The 25,883-nt window shown below is 41.8% G+C and carries 26 protein-coding genes and 2 tRNA genes; 12 read left to right on the forward strand and 16 right to left on the reverse strand.

What is annotated here, in order from left to right:
* Positions 1–213 precede the first annotated feature (213 nt).
* From VMW78_09850 to VMW78_09865, 4 genes are all read right to left on the reverse strand, one after another.
* Positions 214–726 carry a GerMN domain-containing protein gene (locus VMW78_09850; GenBank protein HUV51306.1) on the reverse strand — a complete coding sequence of 171 codons (513 nt, stop codon included), beginning with the start codon at positions 724–726 and terminating at the stop codon, positions 214–216.
* Positions 727–1,001: 275 nt separating this feature from the next.
* Positions 1,002–1,739, reverse strand: a complete 738-nt coding sequence (locus VMW78_09855; protein HUV51307.1) for an RNA methyltransferase — start codon at positions 1,737–1,739, stop codon at positions 1,002–1,004.
* On the reverse strand, positions 1,740–2,156 hold the full coding sequence (gene ndk / locus VMW78_09860) for a nucleoside-diphosphate kinase (protein ID HUV51308.1): 417 nt from the start codon (positions 2,154–2,156) through the stop codon (positions 1,740–1,742).
* Positions 2,157–2,193: 37 nt separating this feature from the next.
* Entirely contained in the window at positions 2,194–3,102 is a 909-nt protein-coding gene (locus VMW78_09865) for a TIGR01212 family radical SAM protein (GenBank protein HUV51309.1), read from the reverse strand.
* Positions 3,103–3,323: 221 nt separating this feature from the next.
* Between VMW78_09865 and mnmG the strand changes: the two genes are divergently transcribed.
* The 11 genes from mnmG to VMW78_09920 all read left to right on the forward strand — a co-directional run bounded on the left by mnmG (position 3,324) and on the right by VMW78_09920 (position 13,395).
* Positions 3,324–5,213 carry a tRNA uridine-5-carboxymethylaminomethyl(34) synthesis enzyme MnmG gene (mnmG, locus tag VMW78_09870; GenBank protein HUV51310.1) on the forward strand — a complete coding sequence of 630 codons (1,890 nt, stop codon included), beginning with the start codon at positions 3,324–3,326 and terminating at the stop codon, positions 5,211–5,213.
* A 109-nt stretch (positions 5,214–5,322) separates the two neighbouring features.
* Positions 5,323–6,240 (forward strand): DnaJ C-terminal domain-containing protein, encoded by a 918-nt coding sequence (locus VMW78_09875; GenBank protein ID HUV51311.1) that lies wholly within the window; start codon positions 5,323–5,325, stop codon positions 6,238–6,240.
* A gap of 241 nt (positions 6,241–6,481) precedes the next feature.
* Complete coding sequence (gene hpt / locus VMW78_09880) at positions 6,482–7,000, forward strand: hypoxanthine phosphoribosyltransferase (protein ID HUV51312.1); 519 nt, start codon at positions 6,482–6,484, stop codon at positions 6,998–7,000.
* A gap of 15 nt (positions 7,001–7,015) precedes the next feature.
* Positions 7,016–8,167, forward strand: coding sequence for a DUF3426 domain-containing protein (locus VMW78_09885; protein HUV51313.1), 1,152 nt, complete (start codon positions 7,016–7,018; stop codon positions 8,165–8,167).
* Between the two features lie 61 nt (positions 8,168–8,228).
* A tRNA-Met gene (locus VMW78_09890) sits at positions 8,229–8,305 on the forward strand.
* A 185-nt stretch (positions 8,306–8,490) separates the two neighbouring features.
* A complete protein-coding gene (locus VMW78_09895; protein ID HUV51314.1) occupies positions 8,491–8,994 on the forward strand; it encodes an SHOCT domain-containing protein in 504 nt (167 codons plus the stop codon).
* 1 nt (position 8,995) lies between these two features.
* A complete protein-coding gene (locus VMW78_09900) occupies positions 8,996–9,964 on the forward strand; it encodes a D-alanine--D-alanine ligase (GenBank protein HUV51315.1) in 969 nt (322 codons plus the stop codon).
* Positions 9,945–10,688 (forward strand): hypothetical protein, encoded by a 744-nt coding sequence (locus VMW78_09905; protein HUV51316.1) that lies wholly within the window; start codon positions 9,945–9,947, stop codon positions 10,686–10,688. The genes VMW78_09900 and VMW78_09905 overlap by 20 nt, the downstream gene beginning before the upstream one ends.
* Positions 10,689–10,836: 148 nt before the next feature.
* Positions 10,837–12,606 (forward strand): phosphoribosylamine--glycine ligase, encoded by a 1,770-nt coding sequence (gene purD / locus VMW78_09910; GenBank protein HUV51317.1) that lies wholly within the window; start codon positions 10,837–10,839, stop codon positions 12,604–12,606.
* The gene (locus tag VMW78_09915; protein HUV51318.1) at positions 12,603–13,259 is read left to right on the forward strand and encodes an L-threonylcarbamoyladenylate synthase; all 657 of its coding nucleotides are present in this window, start codon (positions 12,603–12,605) and stop codon (positions 13,257–13,259) included. The genes purD and VMW78_09915 overlap by 4 nt, the downstream gene beginning before the upstream one ends.
* Before the next feature lie 48 nt (positions 13,260–13,307).
* Positions 13,308–13,395, forward strand: a tRNA-Leu gene (locus VMW78_09920).
* A gap of 22 nt (positions 13,396–13,417) precedes the next feature.
* On the opposite strand, the gene VMW78_09925 is transcribed toward VMW78_09920, so the two are convergent.
* From VMW78_09925 to VMW78_09980, 12 genes are all read right to left on the reverse strand, one after another.
* Positions 13,418–14,506, reverse strand: a complete 1,089-nt coding sequence (locus VMW78_09925) for a site-specific integrase (GenBank protein HUV51319.1) — start codon at positions 14,504–14,506, stop codon at positions 13,418–13,420.
* Positions 14,503–14,730 (reverse strand): helix-turn-helix transcriptional regulator, encoded by a 228-nt coding sequence (locus VMW78_09930; GenBank protein HUV51320.1) that lies wholly within the window; start codon positions 14,728–14,730, stop codon positions 14,503–14,505. The genes VMW78_09925 and VMW78_09930 overlap by 4 nt, the downstream gene beginning before the upstream one ends.
* 41 nt (positions 14,731–14,771) lie before the next feature.
* Positions 14,772–14,969: a helix-turn-helix domain-containing protein gene (locus VMW78_09935; protein HUV51321.1), complete on the reverse strand. Its 198-nt coding sequence runs from the start codon at positions 14,967–14,969 to the stop codon at positions 14,772–14,774.
* Between the two features lie 2 nt (positions 14,970–14,971).
* The gene (locus tag VMW78_09940; GenBank protein ID HUV51322.1) at positions 14,972–16,336 is read right to left on the reverse strand and encodes a DEAD/DEAH box helicase; all 1,365 of its coding nucleotides are present in this window, start codon (positions 16,334–16,336) and stop codon (positions 14,972–14,974) included.
* 2 nt (positions 16,337–16,338) lie between these two features.
* Positions 16,339–16,944 (reverse strand): hypothetical protein, encoded by a 606-nt coding sequence (locus tag VMW78_09945; protein HUV51323.1) that lies wholly within the window; start codon positions 16,942–16,944, stop codon positions 16,339–16,341.
* The gene (locus tag VMW78_09950; protein ID HUV51324.1) at positions 16,944–17,183 is read right to left on the reverse strand and encodes a hypothetical protein; all 240 of its coding nucleotides are present in this window, start codon (positions 17,181–17,183) and stop codon (positions 16,944–16,946) included. The genes VMW78_09945 and VMW78_09950 overlap by 1 nt, the downstream gene beginning before the upstream one ends.
* Positions 17,184–17,233: 50 nt before the next feature.
* A complete protein-coding gene (locus VMW78_09955; GenBank protein ID HUV51325.1) occupies positions 17,234–17,410 on the reverse strand; it encodes a hypothetical protein in 177 nt (58 codons plus the stop codon).
* A 40-nt stretch (positions 17,411–17,450) separates the two neighbouring features.
* Complete coding sequence (locus tag VMW78_09960; protein ID HUV51326.1) at positions 17,451–17,825, reverse strand: hypothetical protein; 375 nt, start codon at positions 17,823–17,825, stop codon at positions 17,451–17,453.
* A 16-nt stretch (positions 17,826–17,841) separates the two neighbouring features.
* Positions 17,842–18,426, reverse strand: coding sequence for a winged helix-turn-helix domain-containing protein (locus tag VMW78_09965; protein HUV51327.1), 585 nt, complete (start codon positions 18,424–18,426; stop codon positions 17,842–17,844).
* Positions 18,427–18,676: 250 nt separating this feature from the next.
* Complete coding sequence (locus VMW78_09970) at positions 18,677–20,845, reverse strand: phage/plasmid primase, P4 family (GenBank protein HUV51328.1); 2,169 nt, start codon at positions 20,843–20,845, stop codon at positions 18,677–18,679.
* Positions 20,817–21,050: a hypothetical protein gene (locus VMW78_09975; GenBank protein HUV51329.1), complete on the reverse strand. Its 234-nt coding sequence runs from the start codon at positions 21,048–21,050 to the stop codon at positions 20,817–20,819. The genes VMW78_09970 and VMW78_09975 overlap by 29 nt, the downstream gene beginning before the upstream one ends.
* Before the next feature lie 904 nt (positions 21,051–21,954).
* Positions 21,955–23,397 carry a hypothetical protein gene (locus tag VMW78_09980; protein ID HUV51330.1) on the reverse strand — a complete coding sequence of 481 codons (1,443 nt, stop codon included), beginning with the start codon at positions 23,395–23,397 and terminating at the stop codon, positions 21,955–21,957.
* A 492-nt stretch (positions 23,398–23,889) separates the two neighbouring features.
* Between VMW78_09980 and selB the strand changes: the two genes are divergently transcribed.
* On the forward strand, positions 23,890–25,800 hold the full coding sequence (gene selB, locus VMW78_09985) for a selenocysteine-specific translation elongation factor (GenBank protein ID HUV51331.1): 1,911 nt from the start codon (positions 23,890–23,892) through the stop codon (positions 25,798–25,800).
* Positions 25,801–25,883 lie beyond the last annotated feature (83 nt).

Raw genomic sequence — 25,883 nt, forward strand, 5'->3', positions numbered from 1 at the left:
TTAGCGCTAAACTGTTTGAAGGAATTAGAAATCGTTAAGAAAGAACCTGGTATAAAATGCCATTTTTGCCTAACTCTTTGGTTAAGCTACCACTATTTCTTTATAGTTATGGTAAGTTCTTTCTTTATGATTTCTTATTCGTGAGTTTTTCATGGTTTAAATTTGATTATACCTGAAGCGCATTTATTTTAAAAAAGCTAAATGTTATTTTTTTCATCTTATTAAAAGCATGTCGGCCTTAAAGGGCAAACGCAAATCAATATGACCGGCCAGAGTCAGTGATTCGCCTCCCCCTATAAGTATTCTTACGGCATTAATTTCAGACATATTTAATATCAACGAATTTACCATTGAATATATTGTTAAAAGTTCCGATTTAACTCCGCCTGGATGCTCCTCTGTAATCTCTCCGGTCAGATCCACATAGGCTGTCCCGTCTTGTGTAATGTAAAATGCCCTCAGGTTGATTCCTGCGGGGATTGTTTGCATAAGCCCTTCCTGTGGGCCTTGTATCAGTTCTTTAATTATTATTCTGCCCAGCTCTGCCGGTTCATCATAATGCAAAACAGCTCTGTCTTCAGCTACTAAAAACCTGTTTTCCCTGTCCGCAAAATAAAGGTGAACAACCGGTTGATCAGAACCATATGATTTTTCAGGCATAGCCCAGACAAACATGCACAAAGTAATAGACAAAGCGACATTTAATATGTGGAGTTTTCTGCTCATAATAAAATAACTTATAAGAGTTCAGGGTTCAGAAGTTGCTGTTTTCCCAGATTGAAGAGCAAAGCGACATCATTATTCAAAATTCGATGTTGGACGTTCGATGTTCGACGTTCATCCCTTTAACGGTTCACGGTTAAAGAAGAGTTCGTTTTTATGCCAATTAATCTGCTATGTCAAGAAAAGTCAATTCTCGCGCTGGAGGCCAAGCCGTAATATCTTCAAAACCTTCAATCCTCATCGCTCTCTAACCTTGAACCCTTGAACTTCTGAACCAGTTAACGGTTAAAGCGTTTTCTTCCATACCAGTCTATCTGCCTGCATATTCCACGTATAATGCTTACCTCTCTTGCCCTTAACCGCATCCGGTTTAAAAAATGACGCAGCTTGTCCAACCAATAATCGGGATTTTCAGGGTTGATATAGTTTATTCTGACAAGAACATCTTTAAGCTGATCATACATTCCTTCAAGCTCATGCACGGTTGCGAGCCTGGGGGTAAATTGCGCATTATCCTGAAGATCTGCAATAAAGATTTCATAGCACATTATCATTACACTTTGAGCCAGATTAATGGACGAAAATTCGGCTGTCGGAATACTGACAAGTGCATGGCAGTATCTGATATCCTCATTTTTCAGCCCTTTGTCCTCAGGGCCGAATAGAATAGCGACTCTGTTTTCATGGGAAATAGCTACAAGATTTTCCGCAAGCCTTGAAGGTGTGGTTACGGCCTGACGCTGCCCTCCCAAGCGAGCGGTAGTTCCGACAACATAACTGTAACAAGAAAGAGCCTCTTCAAGATTTTTATGAATTTCAATTTGTGCAACAACATCTGATGCAACATGGGTCGCTAATTTAAGCACCCTGTCTACATCATAGTTTTGGGGATTGACAACGACAAGACGTCCAATCCCCATATTTCGAACCGCACGAGCTGCTGCTCCGATATTTTCAGAATATCTGGGCTGATTAAGAATAACGGCAATATTATCAAGATTAATTTTGCGCGGCATTTAACAAATTATTTCAAAGCTGTTAAAAAAATATCCGATTTCAAAGTCAGCCGATCCCGGCGAATCTGAACCGTGAACAACGTTTTCCTCGATGTTTGTAGCGAAATCTCTCCGGATAGTTCCTTCTGCAGCCTCCTTACAATTAGTAGCTCCCATTAATTCACGGTACTTTGCAATTGCATTTTCACCCTCTAAAATCAATACAACAACAGGGCCTGATGACATAAAGTCCGTAAGGCTGTCAAAGAACGGCCGTTCTTTATGGACCGCATAAAAGCCTTGCGCCTGCGCCTTGGTCATATAAATCATCTTCATGGCAACGATTTTCAGCTTATTATCTTCAAATCGCTTAATCACTTCACCGATAATGCCGCGAGCTACTCCATCGGGTTTGATAATAGACAATGTTCTTTCCATGTGCTTTATTTATCCTTTCTTAAAATTTATAAATCCCTTAATTCCTTTTTCCCTGCCATGAATCCCTTTTTTCAAGAGTTTCCGTTATTAAAGCAAGTGTTTCCCTCTTTTTTAATGACCATGCCGGTGCAACAAGCTCTTCAGGATGAGGATCTCCGGTAAGACGCTGAATTACCATATTATGCGGAATAAGTTCCAGAAAATCACAAACCAGCTCGACATATTCCTGCTCTCCAAGACACCTGTATTTACCCCGCAGGTACAGATTTTCAAGATCTGTTCCCTTGACAACATAGAGAAGGTGGAGCTTTATTCCGTCTATCCCCATGGTTGCAATCTTTTTTGCTGTTTCAAGCATGTGGCCCCTTTCTTCATTGGGAAGGCCTAAAATTACATGTGTGCATATCTTTATACCCCTGTTTTCAGTTGCCTCTACCGCTTTTTTAAAGCATTGAAAATCATGCCCGCGATTTATAAAGGCAAGCGTGCTGTCGTGTACTGACTGCAGGCCGTATTCGATCCAGACATGGTAATGTTTTGCATAACCCTGAAGAAGATTCAAAATCGGTTCATCCACACAATCAGGCCTTGTCCCGATTGAAAGGCCGACTACGTCATCTATTGCCACAGCCTCTTCATAAAGGCTTTTCAGCCTGTCAAAAGGCGCATATGTATTTGAAAACGACTGAAAATAGGCTATGAATTTTTTTGCCTTGTATTTCGCAGAAAGCCTTTTTTTTCCATTTATTATCTGCTCGGTAACTGAAAGCCCTTTTGCATGAGCACCGGTTCCCGAACCACTGGGATTGCAATATATGCACCCTTTTCTTGAAATTGTACCATCCCTGTTCGGGCAGGAGAGCCCAGCGTCAATGGTTATTTTTTGCACCCTGCAACCAAAGATACTTCTGAGATAGTGGTTAAAATCGTAATATCTCTCACTCATAACAATCAATTCACTGCTTGACCTGACCCATAAAGCGATTATATGATTATAAAATTATCGGGTGTTAGGTGTTAAGAAATTAAACATAAAATTGCTTTAACTTACCACCTAACACTTAACACTTAAAATTTAACACATTTTGTAAAAAGCAGTTTTTTTGACTTTTTACGAGATCATTATAATATATATTACTCAAAAAAAGGAAAGCGAAAAATCGTTATATGGCTTTTTACAGCACAAAATATGATGTTATCGTTGTAGGCGCAGGTCATGCCGGATGTGAGGCCGCTCTTGCGGCAGCAAGAATGGGATGCAGTGTTCTTATCATGGCTATCGATCTTGATAAGGTTGCCGCAATGCCGTGCAGCCCGTCAATAGGAGGCATGGCAAAGGGGCAGCTTGTAAAAGAGATAGATGCCCTTGGCGGAGAAATGGCAAAAACAGCAGACAAAACCGCGATACAGTATAGAACGCTGAATACAAAAAAAGGGCCGGCAGTGCATTCGACCAGGACACAGAATGATAAAATGCGCTATCATATGACCATGAAGGCTGTAATTGAAAGGCAGCCCGGTCTGGAACTCAAGCAGGCAATGGTTGAAAAGCTTGTTGTGGAGAATGGCAAAATCGCCGGTGTTGAGGATAATACAGGATTCGGATATCAGTCTGAAACGGTTGTTCTGGCCACAGGAACATTTTTAAAAGGTTTAATACATATAGGATTTAATTCAATCAAGGCCGGAAGAGCCGGGGAGTTTGCCTCTTATGGCCTTCCCTCACATCTCAATGCTCTTGGGTTTAAACTTGGAAGGATGAAAACCGGCACCCCTCCCAGGCTCAGGAAAACCAGCATTGATTTTTCGATGTTTACAAAGCAGGACCCAGAGCTCTCCCCCACTCCGTTTTCGTTTTTCACCCAAAAAATTATTATGCCGCAACTCCCGAGTTATATCGGACATACAAATCCAAACAGTCACAAGATCGTGCAAGACAATCTAAAACAATCCGCTCTTTACAGTGGGATCATAAAAGGAGTCTCCGCGAGGTACTGCCCTTCTTTTGAAGATAAGATAGTGAGATTCCCGGATAAAGACAGGCACCAGGTTATCCTTGAGCCTGAAGGTCTTGACACTGATGAAATTTATGCCAGCGGCCTTGGGAACAGCCTCCCAATTGAAATTCAGGTGCGCCTTGTCAGATCCGTAAAAGGGCTGGAACAGGCTGAAATAATGCGTCCGGCATATGCCATAGAATACGATTATGTCGACCCTTTACAGCTTAAGCCCACACTTGAGACCAGGCCGATTGCAGGGCTGTTTCTGGCCGGCCAGATCAACGGGACATCGGGCTATGAAGAGGCTGCGGCCCAGGGTCTATGGGCCGGCATTAACGCGGCGTGCAAGGCTCAGGCAAGACCTCCCTTTATTCTTGACAGGTCGCAGGCCTATATGGGTGTTATGATCGACGATCTTGTCACCAGAGGAACACGTGAACCTTATCGCATGTTTACTTCAAGGGCGGAATACAGGCTTATGCTGCGTGAAGATAATGCTGACTTAAGGTTAACGGAAACAGGGTATGAGCTGGGTCTTATTAATAATGACATGCTTCATGATGTTAAGGAACGAAAAAAACAGATCAATAAAGAGATAAAGAGAATAAAAAAGACACTTATTAAGCCGGCAAAAGAAACAAACGATTACCTGCAAAACAGGGGGACAATGCCATTAAGCAGCGGTATATATCTTGATCAGATCCTTAAAAGATCGGAGATTGACTATCGTGGCGTTGAAACATTGGCCCCAAGCCCTGACTATATAAGTAAAAGGGTTGCCAGGCAGGTGGAGATAGAAATTAAATACGAAGGTTATATTAAAAGGCAATTGAGTGAAATCAAAAAATTCAAAAATATGGAATACATGAAACTACCGGAAGATTTTAATTTTTCCGCAGTGTACGGCCTTTCAAATGAACTGAAAGAAAAGCTTTCCTCTATAAAGCCGTCTTCACTCGGCCAGGCATCCCGCATAGAAGGGATCACACCTGCAGCGCTTTCTGCGCTGATGATCGGCATTAAAGTTTCAGAAAAAAGGCTGAATACTAAAAGTTGACACTTTAAACCAGGAAAAACCAACTATTTTCACCACGGAGCACACAGAGATCACAGAGAAATATAAGGATAAAACATTACAACTAATTAAATTTAATAAGGAAATATAAATGTCTGCAACCGATTATTATAAAATGCTTGGCATAAGCAAAGATGCTTCTGATGGGGAAATCAAAAAGGCTTATCGGAAGCTTGCCATGAAGTATCATCCTGATCATACTAAAGGAGATAAAGCAGATGAAGAAAAGTTTAAGAAAATAAGTGAGGCTTATGCTGTTCTTAGCGACAAGAAAAAACGCAGCCAATATGACACGTTCGGCTCAACCGGATTCCAGCAGCGCTATTCACAGGAAGACATATTTAAAGGTTTTAATTTTTCAGATATTCTAAGAGAGTTCGGCATGGGCGGCGCAAGCTTCTCCACCGGCAAGCAGGGCGACATGCGCTTTGCATTTGAAAATAATTCCCCTTTTGGCACGCGTGCAAGAGGCCGGCAAGCTCAAATCAAAGGATCTGACCTGCTATATGAATTACATCTTACAATACAGGAGGTGGCAACCGGAACAAACAAGACTGTAAAATTGCAGCATAATGGTCACAGTGAAAATATAACAGTAAAAATTCCAAAAGGAATGATTTCAGGAAAAAAACTTCGCCTTGCAGGAAAAGGTCAGCAAAGCCCATATGGAGGACCTCCCGGGGATCTGTACATTCAATCCAAAGTGCTTGGCGATCCGGTTTACAGCATAAAAGGATATAACCTTTATATAAACAGTGAAATAAAATTAAGCGAAGCCCTTCTTGGAACCAGCGTATCTGTTCCGACTGTTGAAGGAAAAGAGTTAAATTTGAAAATACCTGCCGGAACAAAGCATAAAACTAAAATGAGACTCTCCGGCTACGGGCTCCCAAATATGCAAACCCGAGAAAAAGGGGATCTTTTTGTAATTATCAATATCTATCTGCCGAAAAGTCTCAGTGATAATCAAAAATCGCTGATTAAACAATTAGAAAAGGCTGGTTTGTAGCAAACTAAATTTATTGACATGGCTACCTGGCCAATGTAGTTTTATGAAAATTTGCAATGGTTCAGCCACAAAGACACTAAGATTATAATATAATTTTCTTAAAATTTATAATTTGGGAATTTAGGAATTGAAGGTATTCTATTTGTTTTAATTCCTCAATTCGCAATTCCCCAATTTATCTATCATATCCATCCTTTGTGGCTTTGTGCCTTAGTGTCCGAACTGTTAGGTAAAAAAGCATATGTATGAACTAATTCCTGTTCTTAAAAAAAATAGTATTGAAAAAATAGTAGATGACCTCGCGTGCAGAATTTCATCTGACTATAAAAATAGCGAGCCTGTTCTTATCGGCGTTTTAAAGGGAGCCTTTGTTTTTTTATCCGATCTAATGCGCCGTCTTACTATTCCTGTTAAGATCGATTTTGTTCGTGTATCCAGCTATGGTTCCGGCACCTCTTCATCAGGCAACATCCGTTTGACCAAAGAAATAGAGCTTGATATAAAAAATAAGGATGTGCTGATAATCGAAGATATTGTAGATACAGGTTTGACCTTAACCTATCTTGTTGATTACTTGAAATCTTTTGGCCCAAAGTCTGTAAAAATCTGTTCTCTGCTTGATAAACATGAGCGGCGTGAGGTAAATATTAAAGTTGATTACGTTGGTCATGTATTAAAAGAAGGATTCATTGTTGGATATGGAATTGATTATAATGAAAACTTCAGGCACTTAGCGGATATTTACCACTTAAAACTATAGATAGTGGAGCATGCCATGATTATAACCTGTGAAAAATGCAATACAAAGTTTAATTTAGATGAAAATCTTTTAAAACAGTCGGGTTCCAAAGTCCGGTGCTCAAAATGCCGGAATATTTTCCTGGCCTATCCGCCGACTGAGATGGAAAGAGTTGCCGGGCCGGCTGAAGAAATGGTTGGATCTGAAACAGAAGAAGAAGCAGAGCCAGCTTTCGAAACCGAGGAAGAGGAACTTTATATGTTTGATATAGAAGAAACGCCGGAAACTGAAACCAAGGTAAAAGAAGAGCCTGAAGAGATTGAATTTGAGCTGGATGCGGAACCTTTAGTTAAAGAAGAGCTCAAGGAGCCTGAGCAGGAACTTGAACTTGCGGATGTTGATAAGGAAGAAATTAAAAAGGAGGTCGCAGAAACTGTAGATTTAGAGCTTCAGGCCGATCAAATGGAAAAAGAAGAGGTTGAAAAACCAAAGGAGGCTGATAAAGAGGTCGCAGAAACTGTAAATTTAGAGCCTCAGGCCGATCAAATGGAAAAAGAAGAGGTTGAAAAACCAAAGGAGGCTGATGTTGAAACAGAAGAAGCCTCAATAACAACCGAACAGGAAACAACGCCTGCTGAGAAAAAACGTATCAGCACTCCGGTACTGGTTGCGTTGATCATAGCGCTTTTGACAGCAGGGGCCTATGGCACCTATATGGCGCTAAATAGCATGAATATCAAAATCCCTTTTATCAGCGATCTTGTTGAACCCGCTGTTCAGGATGAGGTCGGCGACCTGAAAATAATTGCTTTTGATATCGCCGATAAATCCATCGACAACCCTGAGTCCGGAGAACTTTTTATTATATCAGGCAAGGTTAAAAATGGATATTCCGGAGCACGCAGTTTTATTAGAGTAACAGGAAAACTCTATGACGAAGAAAGAGCTCTTTCAAAAACAGCAACTGTTTGCTGCGGCAATGTGCTGTCTGACGAGGACCTGTCAACTATGGATATGAATTCAATAAACAAAAGGCTCTTAAACCTTTCGGGCGATAATAAATCAAATGTAAATATTAAGCCGGGCGAAGTGCTCCAGTTTATGATAGTGTTTGCAAATATTGAAGACAATATAAAAGAGTACACGGTTGAAGTTGCGGGGTCCTCTCCTGCACAAAATAAGGGTTGAACCGATTACTTCTTGACTATATGAATATGAACTGCTACTAAAATCTTTTTTTAAAAAATCCGGCGATGTAGCTCAGTTGGTTAGAGCATACGGCTCATATCCGTAGTGTCCGGGGTTCAACTCCCTGCATCGCCACCATCTTTACTTTAAAAAGGCTTCTCTTAAAAGAGGAGCCTTTTTTATTATCAGCCCTTTTTGAGCTTGATAATATAATACCAAGTATATTATAGTTAATAAATTTGTAAAAAGTCGAAATCGTCATGCCGGAATTGATCCGGCATCCAGAACGTATTAAACCGCAAAACAAGCTTTATAAATAACAGATGCTGTTTAAGAAAAAAGAAGATGCGGACAGCCCTTTTAAATGGATCATGCTGGCCTGTTTTATTCTCGTGCTTCATGTTGTTTTGCTTGCGAGCGTTGGACTTATGGTTATTTTTTTCCGTGGCATCATTAATTATATGCTATGGATTCTTATAGGCGGCGCCGTAATAATAATTGCAGCCGTATATTATATTTACAGGCGCATGAAAGAGGAAGGGAAGACTCTTAAAGAAACCCTGAGTTCCCCGATGTTTAGCGGAAGACCGGTTGAAGTAAGTGTTTTAGGAGGGTTGGCATCTTTTAAAATAGGTAGGCCGGGCAACATGCCGACATTGGGTAATGATCAATCAAAACAATTCTTGCAACTGGAGGACTCAAGCTCTATGCGTATCAGACAACTCACAGAACTTGCCAACCTGCTTGAAAACAACCTGATTAGTCGGGATGAATATAATATAGCTAAACAGCAGATCTTCAAATCCTTTGACTCACTCAATTCGTGATATGAAAAAACTAACAATTGCTCTTCTTTCCGGAGGTATTTCTTCTGAGCGCAAGGTTTCGCTTTGCGGAGGGGACCATGTTTATGAGGCTCTGGACAAGGAAAAATACATTGTAATAAGATATGATCCAAAAACAGACCTTGAGCGTTTGATGGCAGATGCATCTAAAATCGATCTTGCTCTTATAATATTACATGGGCTTTTTGGCGAAGACGGCACAATTCAGGGACTTCTCGATCTTCTTGATATTCCATATCAGGGATCAGGAGTTCTTGGAAGCGCTGTTGCAATGAACAAGCTTGTTTCAAAAAAGCTCTATGAACAATCCAACATCCCTGTCCCGCCATATATCGCAATCAGGCGAAGCGATAAAATTAATCCTGAAAAATATGTTGATCAGCTGGGCCTGCCCCTGGTAATCAAACCGGTCAGCGGCGGTTCAAGCATTGGAATGTCCATGGTCAAATCAATAGATTCACTTAAAAACGCCGTTGATATTGCTTTTGCTTTTGACGACGCGGTCCTTATCGAAACATATATAAAAGGCATTGAACTTACAGGCGCTGTTATCGGCAATGATAAGCCGGAGGTTTTCCCTATTGTTGAAATCATACCTGATAAAGAACATGATTTTTTTGATTTTCATGCAAAATATACTGCCGGCATAACTCAAGAAATCTGCCCTGCCCGTATTGATGACAATCTGGCCGAGAAGGCTAAAACATATGCAAAAACAGCCCACCTGGCACTTGGCTGCAAAGGATACAGCCGAACCGATATGATCCTCGACAACAAAGATATATATGTTCTTGAGACCAACACCATCCCGGGCATGACTGAAACAAGCCTTTTCCCGTTGGCCGCGAAAACAGCGGGAATTAGTTTTGACCGGCTTCTCGATAACTTGATAGAGCTTGGCATCGAAAGACATAAAAAGAGCAGACATCCTCATGATAATCAGAAAAAATAGCGAATTAAAGCGACAATATCATGAACTTTGCAGCAACGATGTTATCATGGGAATTATATCATCAAACCACCTGAAACCATATATGCTTATCGATTTAATTGAAAGAGGTGTGCGCTGCTTCCCCTCCCCTCTTGCACAAACCTTAAACAGCTCCAAAGTCGCCCAGGCACTTGTTTTTAAGAAATGGATGCTACCTCATACATGCGTTATCAAGCGACGAATGGACCTGATTGAATCGATAAACCAATACAATAAAAATAATATCAGCGTTGTTGTAACCAAGCGGGATCATCTGCACTGCGGTGTTGGAGTCAGTAGATGGGAAACAATTGAAAACCTTTATAGTTGCACAGCCATGTCGGAGACTTCATATCCCTTTGTATTGCAGCCGTTTCTGAAAAATTATATAGATGTGCGGATAATCATTGCAGGCAATTATGTTGAGGCATATACCAGATATAATCCGAATAATTTCAGGATGAATATAGCAGCAGGAGGCAAAAGCTCTCCTTATGATCTGGATATAGAAAAAGAGGAATTCAGCCGCGCCGTCATGAAACGCGGTAAATTTCCTTACGCGCACATAGATCTGATGATAGCCGATACCAATAAATATTATCTTTCGGAAATTGCTTTAAACGGCGGCGTTAAAGGGGCAAGTATAGACAGGCAGGAACTAGATCAGATAAAACAGGATTTGCTGGAAAAACTCGCAACTGCTTAAATACGCTTAGTTTTTATTTTCACCACGAAGAGCACGAAGTGAGCGAAGACAAAGAAAAAATCCTTCGTGTTCTTCGTGGTGACTAATAATAAAACTGCCTAAGTTAATGACATTGATCTCTGTGGTAAAAGTTTTTTGTGGGGGTATTATGAAAGTTTTAGTGATCGGCAGCGGCGGCAGAGAACATGCCTTTGTCTGGAAAATTGCTCAAAGTCCGAAAGTAAAAAAAATATATTGCGCGCCAGGAAATGCGGGAATTGCCGACATGGCAACCTGCGTGCCGATCAGCGCAGAAGATATAGATAATCTTGTTTTATTTGCAAAAGATAAAAAAATTGATCTCACAGTCGTCGGCCCGGAAGGGCCGCTGTCGGCTGGGATAGTTGATGTTTTTGAAACACAAGGCTTGAATATTTTCGGAGCGACAAAAAAAGCAGCTAAAATAGAATCCAGCAAATCCTTTGCAAAAAACCTGATGAATAAATACAAGATCCCGACCGCTGTCGGCCGGACATTTACCAGTTATAAAAAAGCTGAAACCTATTTACGGGAAATGGGCGCCCCTGTTGTTGTAAAGGCTGACGGGCTTGCCGCAGGCAAGGGCGTGATTGTATGCGCGACAGTCAGCGAGGCACTTAACGCTCTAAAAAAAATAATGATAAAGAAAGATTTTGGCGATGCGGGAAACAAGGTGGTGATTGAAGAATGCCTGTTCGGCGAAGAGGCCTCTTTTATCGCCTTTACCGACGGCAAAACCGTGCTTCCTCTCCCCTCTTCCCAGGATCACAAAGCAATATATGAAAACGACAAAGGGCCGAATACAGGAGGCATGGGGGCATATTCTCCGGCTCCGATAGTAGATAAGTATATGAGCAGGAAAATTATGGAAGACATTATGATCCCTACGGTTCGTGCTATGGAAGCCGAAGGTCGTCCATACAAAGGGGTCCTGTATGCCGGTCTCATGATTGATAAAGATCAGATTAAGGTTCTTGAATTTAATGCGCGCTTTGGAGATCCTGAGACTCAGCCCCTGTTAATCCGCATAAAAAACGACATAATTCCGATAATGGAGGCTACAATTCAAGGAGGGCTGGATAAATGCAGGCTGGAAATCGACGACAGAGCATCTGTATGCGTTGTCATGGCATCCGGCGGATATCCCGGGTCATATAAAAAAGGAATGCCGATTACAGGCCTGAAAAATGTTAGCCGGATGAAAGATGTTGTTGTTTTTCATGCCGGCACCGCTGCAAAGGACAAAACAGTTGTTTCAAGCGGCGGACGCGTCCTGGGAGTTACAGCCCTTGGAGATTCTGTAACAAATGCAATATCAAAAGCATACAGGGCTGTCTCGAAAATATCGTGGGACAATGTATATTATCGCAAGGATATAGGGCAAAAGGCTGTTGAAAGGCTAAAACAACCCCCAAGAGTAGGGATTGTCATGGGAAGCGATTCAGATTATGCTGTTATGGAAGAAACAATCGCAATTTTGAAAAAATTCGGCATCCCGTATAAAATGACCGTAGCATCTGCCCACAGGAGCCCCCAAAGGGCAACTGAATTTGCATCTTCCGCCCAAAAACAAGGGATAAAGGTTATCATCGCCGGCGCAGGACACGCAGCCCATCTTGCAGGAGTAATTGCCGCGCATACTACCATTCCGGTCATAGGGGTTCCGATAGATTCTTCTGCCTTGAAAGGTCTTGATGCACTCCTTTCCACCGTGCAAATGCCTCCGGGCATTCCTGTTGCCACGGTTTCAATCGGCAAACCAGGGGCAACAAACGCAGGCATACTTGCCGCCCAGATACTTGCTGTTTCTGATCCTGAACTTGCAAAAATACTGGATGGTTTCAAAACGGAAATGGCAATTCAGGTTGACCAAAAAGCAAACAAGCTTAATATGTTATGAAACGTGTTAAGTGTCAGGTGTTTGATAAGATAAGAAGGATAGATCCGGTCAATCCTGAGCATGCTTTAATCGTTGAGGCGGCGTGTGCCATGGAAAAAGGCGGAGTCGTAATATTTCCCACAAGCTTTATTTATGGGCTTGGGGCGGACGCCTTTAATGTGGATGCAATCGACAGGGTTTTCAAAATAAAGAATCGTCCTCATAATAAACCCCTTTCCGTGCTGGTAAAAAATCAGGAAGCCTTATACAGTCTTGTACAACATATCCCATCTTATGCCTCAATTATCATGGACAGGTTTTGGCCCGGAAAAATAACTATTGTATTTAAAGCAAAAGAGGGGCTGCCGGAAAATTTAACAGCAGGCACCGGCACGATCGGCGTGCGCATACCTGTACATACAGCCGCCTGTGCTCTGGTAAACGCGCTGGACAACCCGATAACAGGAACAAGCGCCAACTTTTCAGGCCATGCCGGGTGCTCGCGAATATCGGATCTTGATCCGCTGATTTCAGATGAAATTGATCTTATACTTGATGCCGGATCGCTGGAGGGCGGCATTGGATCAACCGTAATCGACGCTACCGGTAATCAGCCAACGATTTTGAGGCACGGAGCAATTGCTGCAAAGGATATTTTTGCAGTTTTAAGTTAGCGCAATTCTATTGACATTCATCTCCATTTTACTTAAAAATTAATTAGTGCCGGAGTGGTGAAATTGGTAGACGCAGAGGACTCAAAATCCTCCGAGCTTTAAGTTCGTGTCGGTTCGATTCCGACCTCCGGCACCAAAAACTGAATATATATAAGGGGTTAGGCATTGACGGCTTGACCCCTTTTATTTTCAATTTTGGTGACTGTGCCCGAAATTGTGCCCGTTTGTGCCTGAAGGTAGGTTTCCGTTTTCTGTGAAGCAAGCCTTAAATCGGTATCACTGACAATGTTGTATCGGTCAAAAACTGATCTGGTCTTATGGCCTGAAATCATCATTGCAACCCTTTCAGGGATTCCGGCCCTGACCATGTTCCTGATTGCTGTCCTGCGAAAATCATGGAATATCCGTTTGCCGATCTCAGCCGTTTCGCAAGCCGTTGTCCATGCTCCCCGGAAATCCTTCAGCACACTATCGCTCGTGTTTGTGGTAAACACCCAAGGAAGGATAGTCTTTCTTCCTTTTTGATATTCCGCTTGCTTTTGAAAAACCTCTTGTAATTCTTCATCAAGATAGACTGTCCGCCCTTCATCGTTCTTAGTTTCCCCCGTCTCAAGTCGAACAATCCCGTTCACAAGATCAACCTGTGACCAAGTAAGCCCTTTGATTTCTGACACCCTCCATCCGGTTTTATAGGCAAAGGTGACAAAGCCCTTGAGATAATCCGGCAAGGCCTCCCGTAAAGCCAAGAAATCACTGTGTTCAAAGAAACCCTTACGGACATTGCTTTCCTTGAGCATAGATATATAAGGCACCTTGTCGATTTTCGGTGGTGTCTGTCTTGCGGCAAGATTGAAAATCCTTTTTAATGCGGCAAGCTCCCTGTTTATTGTTGCATTTGCAGCCCCTTCCTCTAGCCTCTTTTCTATATAGCGGTTGATTGCAGGGCTGTTTATGTTCGTTACTCTCATTCCATCGAATGCCTTGTTAAGATGTTTGACGCTTCTTTCTGCTCTCACAAGGGATTTCTTTTCGTTGATCCGATAATCGGCAAGGAATCCTTCTACCAGGTCCTTGAATCTCACCTTGTCAAATACAACCCCCGGAATCTTTCCTTGTGCGATTTCACCTTCACGCCGCTTCAAAAGATGCTTTGCCTCCGTTTCCTTGCTTGACTTTGTGCTTTCTCTGTAAGGTTTTCCGTTGCGATAATACTTTATCCAGTAAACCGCCCCCCTCTTATAGATCATTCCCATTTTTCCCCCCCACTTAACCTTTTGCGTTTGGTTTTAGGTTTCAGGTCATCCCCCTTACTTTCCAATTGATCAAGTGCTAAAAAAAGAAAAGAAGGAATTTTCCTGGTTCCCCGTTCCCATCTTGACACTGCCTGAATCGTAACACCCAGTGCAGACGCCAACTGTTCTTGACTCCAATCGTTTTTTAACCTCCATTTTTTTAAGTTAATCGGTTTCATATTTTGTATTATAAACCATTGGATTATGTTTGTCAAGGGGTTTAATAAGAAAAATTAGTTTTATTTTGTTCTATCCATTTATTCATGTCTTGAATATCAAGCAAAACCCTTCTTCCATCCTTAATGCAAGGCAGTTTATTCGCCCATACCATTTCACGGATTCCCCAGACACTTCGTCCAAGATAGATCGCCGCCTCCGGTATGGAGTAAAGACGTTTTGATATTTTTGCCCTTTGCATTTTCATCTTTGTTTTTTATAAACCATTTGCCGTGAGTTTGCCGCCGCCTTTAAGACGCCGACGTTCACGTCTGCATAGTCATATACTTTTGCATTTTTCTTACCGGGTGATGGTCTTAATACCCTGCCTAAATATTGAAGAACCCTGCCGTCAAAGCTGATAGGTGTGGTCAAGAACAAGGTTTGCATTTCAGGCAGATCAAAGCCCTCTCCAATAAGCTGTCCTGTGGCTATAAGCACCTTGATTCGGCCTTTGTTTAAACGGTTGACAATATCCTGTCTTTGTTTTGCAGGTATATCTCCGGTTAGTAATACTGAAGAAACATTATAATCATCCGTCAAGACTTGCTGTAAGGCTTTACAGTGCGCTTTTCTGTCTGACAGCACCAAACATATTCCCCCGCCGTTCTTTGCTTCTTTGGCTACACCTGAAGTTATTAAATGGTTTCTTTCTGTGTCTTGTGTAAGCTCTGAAAGCATTTTTGAATACTCGTTTGATGGATCAAGGCAGGTTGTGAAGTTTGTTTCTCTGATAACAATATCAGCCTGTAAGATGTCTCCGTTCTCAATCAAACCTGTTTTATCGACCTCATGGGAAACATCGCCAATATGCCAATATATCAGCTTAGAAAGTCCGTCTCTCCGCCAGGGTGTTGCGCTCAATCCAAGCATGTATTTACTATCAAAAGCCGTCACTGCTTCGGTGAATGTTCTGGAAGGCGCCCGGTGGCATTCATCTATAATAAGATGCCCTATATGCTGTGAAACTTCCTCAGCACATTTATAAAGTGACTGAACCAGTGCCACGGTTATTTTTGCGCCAATGGTATGCTTGCCATTGCCTATAATGCCAATTTCATCTTTTGGTATTTTTAAGAAGGTTTCAATCCGATCAATCCACTGGTTCAAAAGCTCCTTAGTGTGAACCACAATCAATGCCGGTTGTTTGCGCTTTGCTATCATATATAAGGCTATAACGGTTTTACCCGATCCAGTTGCCGCTGATAATGTCCCAAAGTCACGTGACAATATGCCTGTAACTGCCTTCTCTTGAAACGGTCTTAACTTGCCGTGAAAGGTGAAGTCTATTACAGGCAATGTCCGCCTATTATCTTCAAGCTGATATGGTAGGTCGAGTTCGTGTGCCATTGTTATTAATTGCTTCGTAAAACCTCTGGGAATGACAAGGCCGCCGTTGTCTGTTTTCTCATAAAACTTCAAGTGAGCAGGTGTGTTCCCATTCCACCTGCCCATTTTTTTATTATCAAGAAAAACCGGATTCTCTATGGTCAAGATTCCCCTGATTTTTCGTAGTAAGGCTTCCGGTGCCCCGGAAATTGTCAGATTGTTGGTTAAGGTGATTTTCATCTTCATCCTTCGCCGTGAGAGGGAAGGTTTCGCCCTCTGCCTATAATTGGCCTACCCTTATCAAGCATTTGTCCGGCGGGATCAGGGCATTGATCTATTTGTGACGTAGGCACGGCGGGTTTGCCCTCTTTGAAAATACAGCTCGGTTTCTGATTCTGATTTACAAAACATTTGCAGCCAAAACAAGGATGTGTCACTTCGACCGCCTGTCTGTATCGCTCGTTTGCTTCAGCCGATAGCTTTCCAATAACGTTCTTACGACCCTCCAATATATTGAGGTATAAGCCCGTTTCTTCCAATAATAACAAGTGTTTGCGAATCTTTTTCAGATCCCCGCCCTGTTCGATTTTGTCAATTTGTGATTCAAGCAGGTTGACTTGAGACTTAGCTTCAGTTATGGCCGCCCCACAAATAGAAAGTTGTTCTCTCCGGGCTTCATATTCCGACGTAATTGCTTCAGAAACCCTTTCTGGGTGGACTTCTCTTAATGGATTTAAGGCCACAAAACCATCTTCAACCTCTTTTATAAATGACGCATCACGTTCATTATTGGAACCCGAATAGCGTTTGTCCTTCATCATTTTTCTTAGTTCTTCAGCCGTCTTCATTATTTTTTCTCCATTTCTTTTATACGATTTTCTAAAAGTGATATATATTGTTGAGATTCCGCAACTTCTAAAAAGTATTGCTTGATGTTTAAATGCTGTTCCTCAGATTCTACAAGCTCCCGCTCAGATTCCAAGGAAGTCAAATACATCCGTTCTTCTCTCAATAGGATAGACAGCTTGCCCTTAAGAGAATCCCGATCTCTTGCAAAGATTTTTTGTGGTGCTGGTCGTTTGTCCATTGTTTACCTCGTTTTTTTGGGGCTTGTCGTGTTGACTTGCCCCGTTCCGGTTACTGATCGCCTGATCTTTTTATCTGGGGATCGACTGTCTGTGGCATTATTTTTTCGCCTGGAATGATAACTTGCGAAAAACCTGCACTCTCTTTGCCCTGAAACTTTTTAGGATCAGGTTGGAAAGGGCCTGTTTCCGGCCATGAAAAAACTTTGCTCTTGTCTGCTTGTGTCATTTTTCGGTTCTCCTTCTGTTAAGGGTTAATAAATCTGTTTTTACCTATCCGACTGAAGCTTTAAAGCCGCATCTCTCTTTGCGCCCAGTTCTTTTACTGCTGCATCAACCGCTCTTACATACAGATAATCCCTATGATTTGGATCAAGATATTTGGGGTTTTGCTTCGCCCTCACAATGAAATCGAAGTCAAGCACGTCATCCGCCGCCATGTTCAAAGCAAAACTATCCTCTTTTAAGATTGAAACATTTAGCAAGTCATCTTGCTTGTCGAGTTCCTTCAATGCATCTGATGTTGCCGAAAAGAACTCGGCATCCTCCACACCCTTCAATGGGTCTCGCTTTCGGCTTCGCTCTAATTCTCGGATGTTTTCCCTGTTCAATTCTTTGCCATTTAGTAAATCGTGAATATCCATTTTTTCAATTCTCCTTTCATTCGTTTGTGGTTTTGACTTCAATCGTGTTTTTTTCCATTTCAATCGCTTCTTGCATCAAGGCTTTGAGTTCGGCAAACCTTTCTCTCATAGCCACCGGATCATAGGGAACAATATGAATTTCTTCCGGTGCGTATGCGCCGTCAAGTTTCCAACTCATATCAAGCCCTTTACCAACCGCTGTCATATCCGGACTCATAATCATATCCTTCAATCGCCCTATCCGTTTGCGGCGCGGGATGCCCTCTTGTGCCATTAAAGTACTCAAGGCAATGGTAACATCTGGATCGGCATTGCATCGGCTCCCCATCACCTTTAAAGACTCTTTCGTGGTACAGTTCGGAAACGCTACACGGGCAGCCTCAAGGTTATTCTTGCCCGAAGCTCTCTCGATAACAAAAGCCTGCTTCTCTTTACTCAATGGTGTCAAAACCGCATCTGACTGCGCCTGTAACTTCAACTTCTTCAACCTCTGACTTACTGCCGAAGGGGAAACATTGAAAAACGCCGCAACTTCCTTTCCTGTCTTTCCTTCATCCAGTAGTGCTACAAACTTTTCATCGTCATTTATTAGATTTTTCATACTCTCCGTTAACTCCTTTTCCGTCTTAATTTACTTTATGTTAAGCATTTGCCTGTTTTAGTCTTTCAGTTGTCGATTAACATATTAAGATTATTAACTATTTCCATTTTTACACCATTATTTCCCACAAGAGAGTGACAGGGTTGACAGGGTTGACACCCATTTCCCAACAACTTTCTACACTCAGAGAGATTGTTGTATATACCCTGTCAACTATGTCAACTATGTCATCGTTAATTATATCAAGCACTTATCCCCCTATTGTGGAAAACCACCTTATACCGAACCAGCATCTTTGAGTACTTCCATCAAAATTTTGTCTTCCATCATCATAACCTAAGGTCTTCATTTCCTTACCTATTTGTGTGTCATTCCATATTCGGAAGCTTTTATCAGACAACCATTGAACAAATAAATCTCTTAGCTGCCATTTAGGAATAGTTCCGGTAGCATCTTGTTCGGTTGTTTCTGCTAAAAAGGTGATAAGAGGGTTTGTTAGTTGTTCATATTCTTTCGTCAAATCATCCACCCCCCTATCATTTGTGAAAAAAAAACCCCTGTCATACAGGTTCAAAAGAAACCCCAGGCTCTTAATCGCCAAACCTTCAAGCTCGTTTTGTGTAATTTTTTGAAAAAGCAGCTTATCTTCCTTGTCTGAGCCTTCAAAACGATTCGGAAATTCAATCAGGTATAGCCTGCGATAAAAGGCTCTGGTCTTGTCGGTAGTTTTCGGCAGTGAATTAGTGTTAAAAATCAGCTTCGCATAGTTGTTAAAATAGAAAGGCTCTTTGTATTTACGTTCTGCACGTAGTAAATCCCCACCCACAAGCTGTTTGAGAATAGCGGTCTTTTCCAGAGTATTATAAGACATTTCCCCTGCAAGGTTCGCAAACTTCCCATGAAGATCGGCCACTGCAAAGCGGTTATCAACAAACTGATCCGCTGTGATAGATCGAATATTTTCTTTTCCTAAAAGTGATTCCAAAATCATAGTATAGACAGTCTTTCCGTTTCCACCTGAACCATAAAGAAAGAACCATTTCTGGTAAGGGTAGGCTCGATATAAGCAGTAAGCAGTTAGTTCAAAAAGATGGTCTGGCTCAGGAACCAACTGTGAGAATGTACTGTCAATAAAAGGGCAGATTGCTTCCCGGTTATAATTTACATTTAGTTTAGAAGTGAAAAAATATTCCGGGCTATATTTCAACTCTTCATCTGTTTTTATATTATAAATAATATTCTTAAATGGTATTAGGTGCGGTGGGGGTTCAAGATTCTCAGTTTGAGAAAATGACAAGCTTTTAACATCTGCGAGAATTTCTGCGACATAGTGTTGTTTTAGGAGTTCATCACCTAAAAGGTTTTTACGAAGCTCAGCCTCTAAAATCGTTTCGGCATTTTCTTTCCAGAGATCCAGTTGAGTATTATAAATCCAGAGCCGCTTTTGGAAATCAGAACGTAAATTGAACTTGGTGCGAAGTTTAACCACCCATGGCCGGGGGGAAAATTTATTGATTACAAGGATTTTCTCCTCTTGCTTCGGTTCTTTCGGTGCCCTTGATTGATATGTTTCGTTAGTTGCGCTTATCGCTTTTCCGATGGTTGCCTGACCATAAGTCCGCCCGTCCGCATGGTGCTTCTCATTCCACTTCTCACGCATTAAGCCAGAGCTGCGAAACACTTGATCAATAGCTGCATAGTTGTTATCAAACCAAAAGGCTAAGTAGTTACATAACGCTTGATCTGCTTCAGAAGGTGAAGAATAATCCGAAGTGTCACCATTAAATAAGAGCCTAATCTTATGGCCGTGTTTTGATTCAAAGGCCTTAGTCAAAAGCTCTTGATTATTAAAGCTTTGTCGCATCGGCTGATTTTTCGTTTCAACTTTCTTGAATGTTTCGGCATGAAGTTTGTTAAGTTCTTCCGGCAGGGATTTTATTTGATTGCCGTTAAGTTTATGACCTGTAACTGTTAAGTACCGTCCAGCTTCATAAAGCTCAATATTCCCCTTCTTCCGTCCTTCCGGTGGTAGCTTACCTTTCACAAAAGCTCTCAGGCCTGTTCCAGAAGGGCTTAGCTCCCAATAGGTAGGAAGCCCATCAACTATCTTTTGTGCCCACGGATCAATCTTTCCGGTTTCAGGATCAACACAATGGTCAAGGTCAATACCCACAAGCGGATTCTCTTTCGACAAAACAAAACCAATCCCATCATAAATATCTTTTTCGTAGGACCCATAGGCTGTTTCGATGTCTGTCCATGTTTCTGGATCGTTTGACTTGGCTCGGCTCCCTGTTTTCGCATTGTAAGGAACCTTTGTTTGTTTGCCTTCTGTGTTTTCGATTTTCCAGACAATCCACGCTTTTTTGTCTTTTAACTCTTGATCTATGTTATTTTTTATTGGTTTTAGGATGTTCATTCTCTCCCCTGTAATTCTTTTGCGTAGCTTTTATTTTTTTCTCATTACTTTTTGCCTGAAAAGAGTCCTTCAAAACTGCGTGTAAGGCTATCAGACGAGGTTTAACAAACTGTAAGGCAAGGAAATCTGACACTTCTTCATCTTCCCCAGCGTGTTGGACATAGATCTTCCCAACCCCCTTTTGTGAAAATTCAACTATAACCATTTCCCTTTCTCCTTTCTTTCCGTCACTACTTGTAGGAACGACAACCGGACACTTCCCGTGCTGAAAATGAAATATATTTTTATCTGAAAGGTGATTTCAACAGACGCATGGGATGTTCAATCCTTTGTGTCATTGGAAGGTAGGCAAACTAAGTATCTGATATTGAAAGATAAAAATATTAGATAAAGATAAACAAGCCTCAAAAAAGACCAATTGTGCCCGGAATGTGTCCGTCGCTTGCATAGATGATAGAAATTCCCTGCAAGAATCATTTGATCCTGTGGTGGTTCTGTAAACCGTATTATTGTTGCAGATGGTGCTATTGTATAAGGATAGATAGTCGAGTTGATCGATTCAGGGGGTTATTGACGCACCCAGAGGCCACCAGACGCCGCCAGAACAGACTTCAGACCTAAAGGCTTATGATGGTATGGGTTGAGAGAAAGTACGCTTAGAATTGATTGTAAAATGAAAAGGTTAGGCGGGTTTTTGTTTAGGGCATAGTCAGATATACCCTTAAGAACAATAGTTCATTTCAATTGCGTAGCCGTAGTATAATAGCTGGTTAGTCGTTGTATTTCAGTCACGCTATATGGATAGATAGAAACTCTCTCATAAGACTATGCCTTGAGATAGTTTGCAGCCATGTCGTGTGAGGGTGAAAGGAATCAAGCTTAGATAAGGCATCATATTCGTATAGATAGTTTGTATCGGATAGGCTTTAGATGGTGCAGGATCATCAAGATATTATTTCGGCAAGGGAGAAGGGGGGTACCCCCGCTTTTGGTGACGGTGGCATGATATGATGGGTAGCTCCAACCATTGAAAAATCAATTTTCAGCTTAATCCCTAAGTATCTGTATTTCTTTACGAAAGAAAAAAATTAGCTTAATTTAAGAATACTTCAAATTCCTGTGGTTAAGTTAAGTTTTTTTGGTATAAGGACGAGTTTTATCTCAACACATTCGCTACAGTATGGGAATTCTTCGTTATAGGTTCCCGGTATATGGATTAAGTTGCATTTGGGGCAGATAAGGATTTTGTCTTTTATTAATTTTATTTCTTCGTGAGGTTCAATGATTCTCCGGGTCTCTATTATTTTTTTGATCCTTGGGTGTTTTGCCAGTTTTGGGCTTTGCTCTATAGCCTGCCTGATTCTGTAGAACTTTTTCGTGTCGAGATTAAATTTGGCTTCGATTTCTTTTAGGGTGTGAGTTCCTTCCAAATAAAAAAGGTATGCTTCGACATGCTTGTCATGGTCTCCCGTGATTTTTGTTTCTGACAATATTTCTTTCAGTAGCGTTTTGATTGCATCAGTGTTTTCTTTTTCTCTTAAGGGGTCGTCGGGTTCCTGAACATCTTTGCCATCTTTTTCTGATTCTTCAAGAGACGGTTCATTAACAGCCCAATCGTAAATTTCTTTTTTTCCATCAAACCATTTCTTAGTTTCATCAGGAGAAGAAAGGTCAACTTCTTTTGTCTCAGATGTTTTTTTATCCCCGAAGTCGAGGGGAGCTATTAAAGGAAGGAGATCGGTAGGTGGCAGGGAATTAACTCTTTCAAAAAAAGGAACTCGTGACAAATTACGTTCGGTTTCATTTTCTTGTTTTTTTTCAACTAAAAGGGACATTTTGCGGAAGGCACTTCCGGTGAGTTTACGAACGTCCTCAGTTTCAAAACAGGGTGAAAGGATTTTTACCCGTTCCTCAATCGCTTCTTTCATTCGCTTTAGACAGTACTCAGTCCAGCCGGGCACCCTATCAGGAATGGTATTTGAGATCTTGCTTAGTGTGAGATTATCAAGGCTCCCAGACATCAATTCAGCGTCTGTCTGGTTTTTGTCGATTTCTTCAAGAAGGGCGATTGTATAGTCAAGCTTACTGTCAGTTATGTTTTTTTGCTTGTCAATCGTTCTCTTGATCTGCCTATGTTCCCCAAAAGGCATCCCTAATTTTTCAACTATCTTCTGCTGTGGGGCGAAAGCTTTAATCAACAACTCACAAGTTCTTAATATCGAATCTAAGTCTTTTTCCCGCCTTCGACTGTTTTCGAAGACATACAACTGGTGGCAAATATCTGTCCGTAAATGAGGCTTGCCTTCTGTGAGACGCTTCACCAATTCTCGGTTACACCCAAGCAAATACCTCCACGTTGAGACAACATAAGGAATTTCCGCTCGGTGGTTTTTAAGTGACAGGATTTCAAGGAAAGTACCCCATGCCATGTTTCTGACGATATACTGAACCCCCGCAAGCACGGCATCCGGTTTTTTGCCCTCTATATCACAAATAAGTGCAAGGGCGTGTATGCAATCAAATTCGGCTTTGCCCTGCAAAACAAACAACATATAGGTAGGTTGCTTTGGAATATCTGTAAATGTTTTAGATTGTTCGCAGGTGGAAATAATGTCTTTTAAAAGCTGAAAATTGTCTCTTTCGGATTGATCCATCTTTTGCGCTCTCCTGTTAACGCCCTGATAGGTGATTCTGGGGAAGACGGCTCAGGATTGCCGTCGTTCGGTCTCGATAACCTATCCCCAGATTTTATTTATTCCGTGCCCGTTATTGTGCCCACGGCTTCAAACTTCCTTCCAATTCCAACCAACTCTATCCAACTTGAAGAAAACGCTTTCCTTTTGTAATTACTTGATATATACAACATAGTCAATGGTTTCCAGTTATGCAACATTTTGCCTGTTTCGGACTCAAAATCCTCCGAGCTTTAAGTTCGTGTCGGTTCGATTCCGACCTCCGGCACCAAAAAATTAAAGCAACCCTGGAAACACCTTCCTCTGCCCCATACATCAAACCAAGACCTTTGCAAAAGGAGCCTTTTATCATTGAAACAGATTGTTTTAGGAACCGCCGGGCATATTGATCACGGCAAAACCTCACTTATTAAGGCTGTCACTGGAATAGACACCGACCGCTTAAAGGAGGAAAAGCTTCGCGGCATAACTATTGAGCTTGGTTTTGCTTCAATGGATCTTCCCAGCGGACAGCATATCGGAATTGTCGATGTGCCGGGGCATGAAAAATTTATCAAGCACATGGTGGCGGGCGCCACAGGAATCGATATCGTAGCGATGGTTATTGCCGCTGATGAAGGGGTAATGCTCCAAACCAGAGAACACATGGAGATATGTTCTCTGCTCGGCATAAAACACGGCTTTGTTGTCCTGACTAAGATCGACCTTGTGGATCAGGAATGGCTGGAACTTGTGCTGGAGGATATCAAAGAATTTCTCAGGGGAACCTTTCTGGAAGACAGCCCTATTGTGCCTGTATCATCTGCCACGGGCAAAGGCATACCGGAGTTTATCAAAACCCTGGATGAACTGAGCGCCTTAATTCCTGTGCGCACATCAACAGGTCTGTTCCGCCTTCCTGTTGACCGGGTTTTCAGTATGAAGGGATTTGGGACGGTAATTACAGGAACGCTTATATCAGGAAGCATCCATGTCGGAGATACCATTATGATATATCCGTCCAACATTACTTCAAAGGTGCGTGGAATTCAGGTTCATAACCAAAACCTGGATGTTGCGGAAGCTGGAATGCGCACAGCCATTAATTTTCAGGGACTTGATAAGTCTTCCGTAACCCGCGGAGAGGTATTATCTACTACAGGCGACTTGAAGCCGAGCTTCATGATAGACGTGTTGGTTAACTATCTTGGCAGCAATAAAAAATCAGCTAAAAACCGGGCGCGCATCAGATTTCACACAGGAACCAGTGAGGTGTTAGGCGTTCTTATCCTTCTTGACAAGGATGAGCTTCTTCCCGGGGAAACAGCTCTTGCTCAGGTCAGGCTTGACTCTCCGGTTGCGCTGGTAAAGGATGACAGGTTTGTAATAAGAAGTTATTCGCCGGTACGAACTATCGGCGGCGGGCATATATTAAATCCAATACCCCAGAAGCACAAACGCTTTAAGCCGGAGGTAACCAAACTATTAAAGGGGATTGTCGACAACATACCTGAAGAAATAATTTCATCTCATGCCGATGATTCCGGTTATGCCGGAGTCTCCTTTGCCGACCTTAAAATAATGACCAATCTTCCCGAGAAACAGCTCGATAATTTCATCCAGAAACTTTTGTCAAAAAAAGCAATTGTCTGTTTTGACAGGGAAAATCGAATCTACATCCATAATAACGGCATTGAAAAATTAAAGAAGGAAGCACTCGATTATCTCTCAAATTACCACAAATCAAATCCCTTAAAGGCCGGCATGTCAAAAGAGGAGTTAAGATCAAAGTTTCCTTTTGACCTGGGGACAAAGCTTTTCAGTCTTATGCTTAATCTGATGATAAAGGATAAAGTTATTATTCAGGAAGAAAACAATGTCCATTTATCTTCGCATACTGTTTCTCTGAAGGTTGATCAGGCCGACATAAAAATAAAAATACTGGACACCTATCTTAAAAGCGGGCTGACACCCCCCTACTTCAAAGAGTTAAGCAAGTCGTTTGATATTGATTCAAAACGGGCAAAAGATGTGCTGATGCTGCTTGTTGATGAAGGATTTCTGCTTAAGGTAAAAGAGGATCTCTATTTCCATGCAGAGGCCGTCAACAAGTTAAAAAAAGGGCTGGTTGATTATTTGAAATCTCATGGAGAAATTACAACGCCTCAGTTCAAGGAAATGGTATCTGTATCCCGCAAGTATTTAATCCCTCTAATAGAATATTTTGATTCCACAAATGTAACTCTTCGAGTGGGTGACAGCCGAAAACTAAGGAAAGGATAAACTCAAATTCGCGGTTTGACCCTGTTTGTCATTCCGGCCCCGTTTGTCATTCCGGCCCCGTTTGTCATTCCGGCGAAAGCCGG

The sequence above is a fragment of the Anaerolineae bacterium genome (genome assembly GCA_035529315.1).
In the GTDB taxonomy this organism is placed as follows: domain Bacteria; phylum Desulfobacterota; class Desulfobacteria; order Desulfobacterales; family ETH-SRB1; genus Desulfaltia.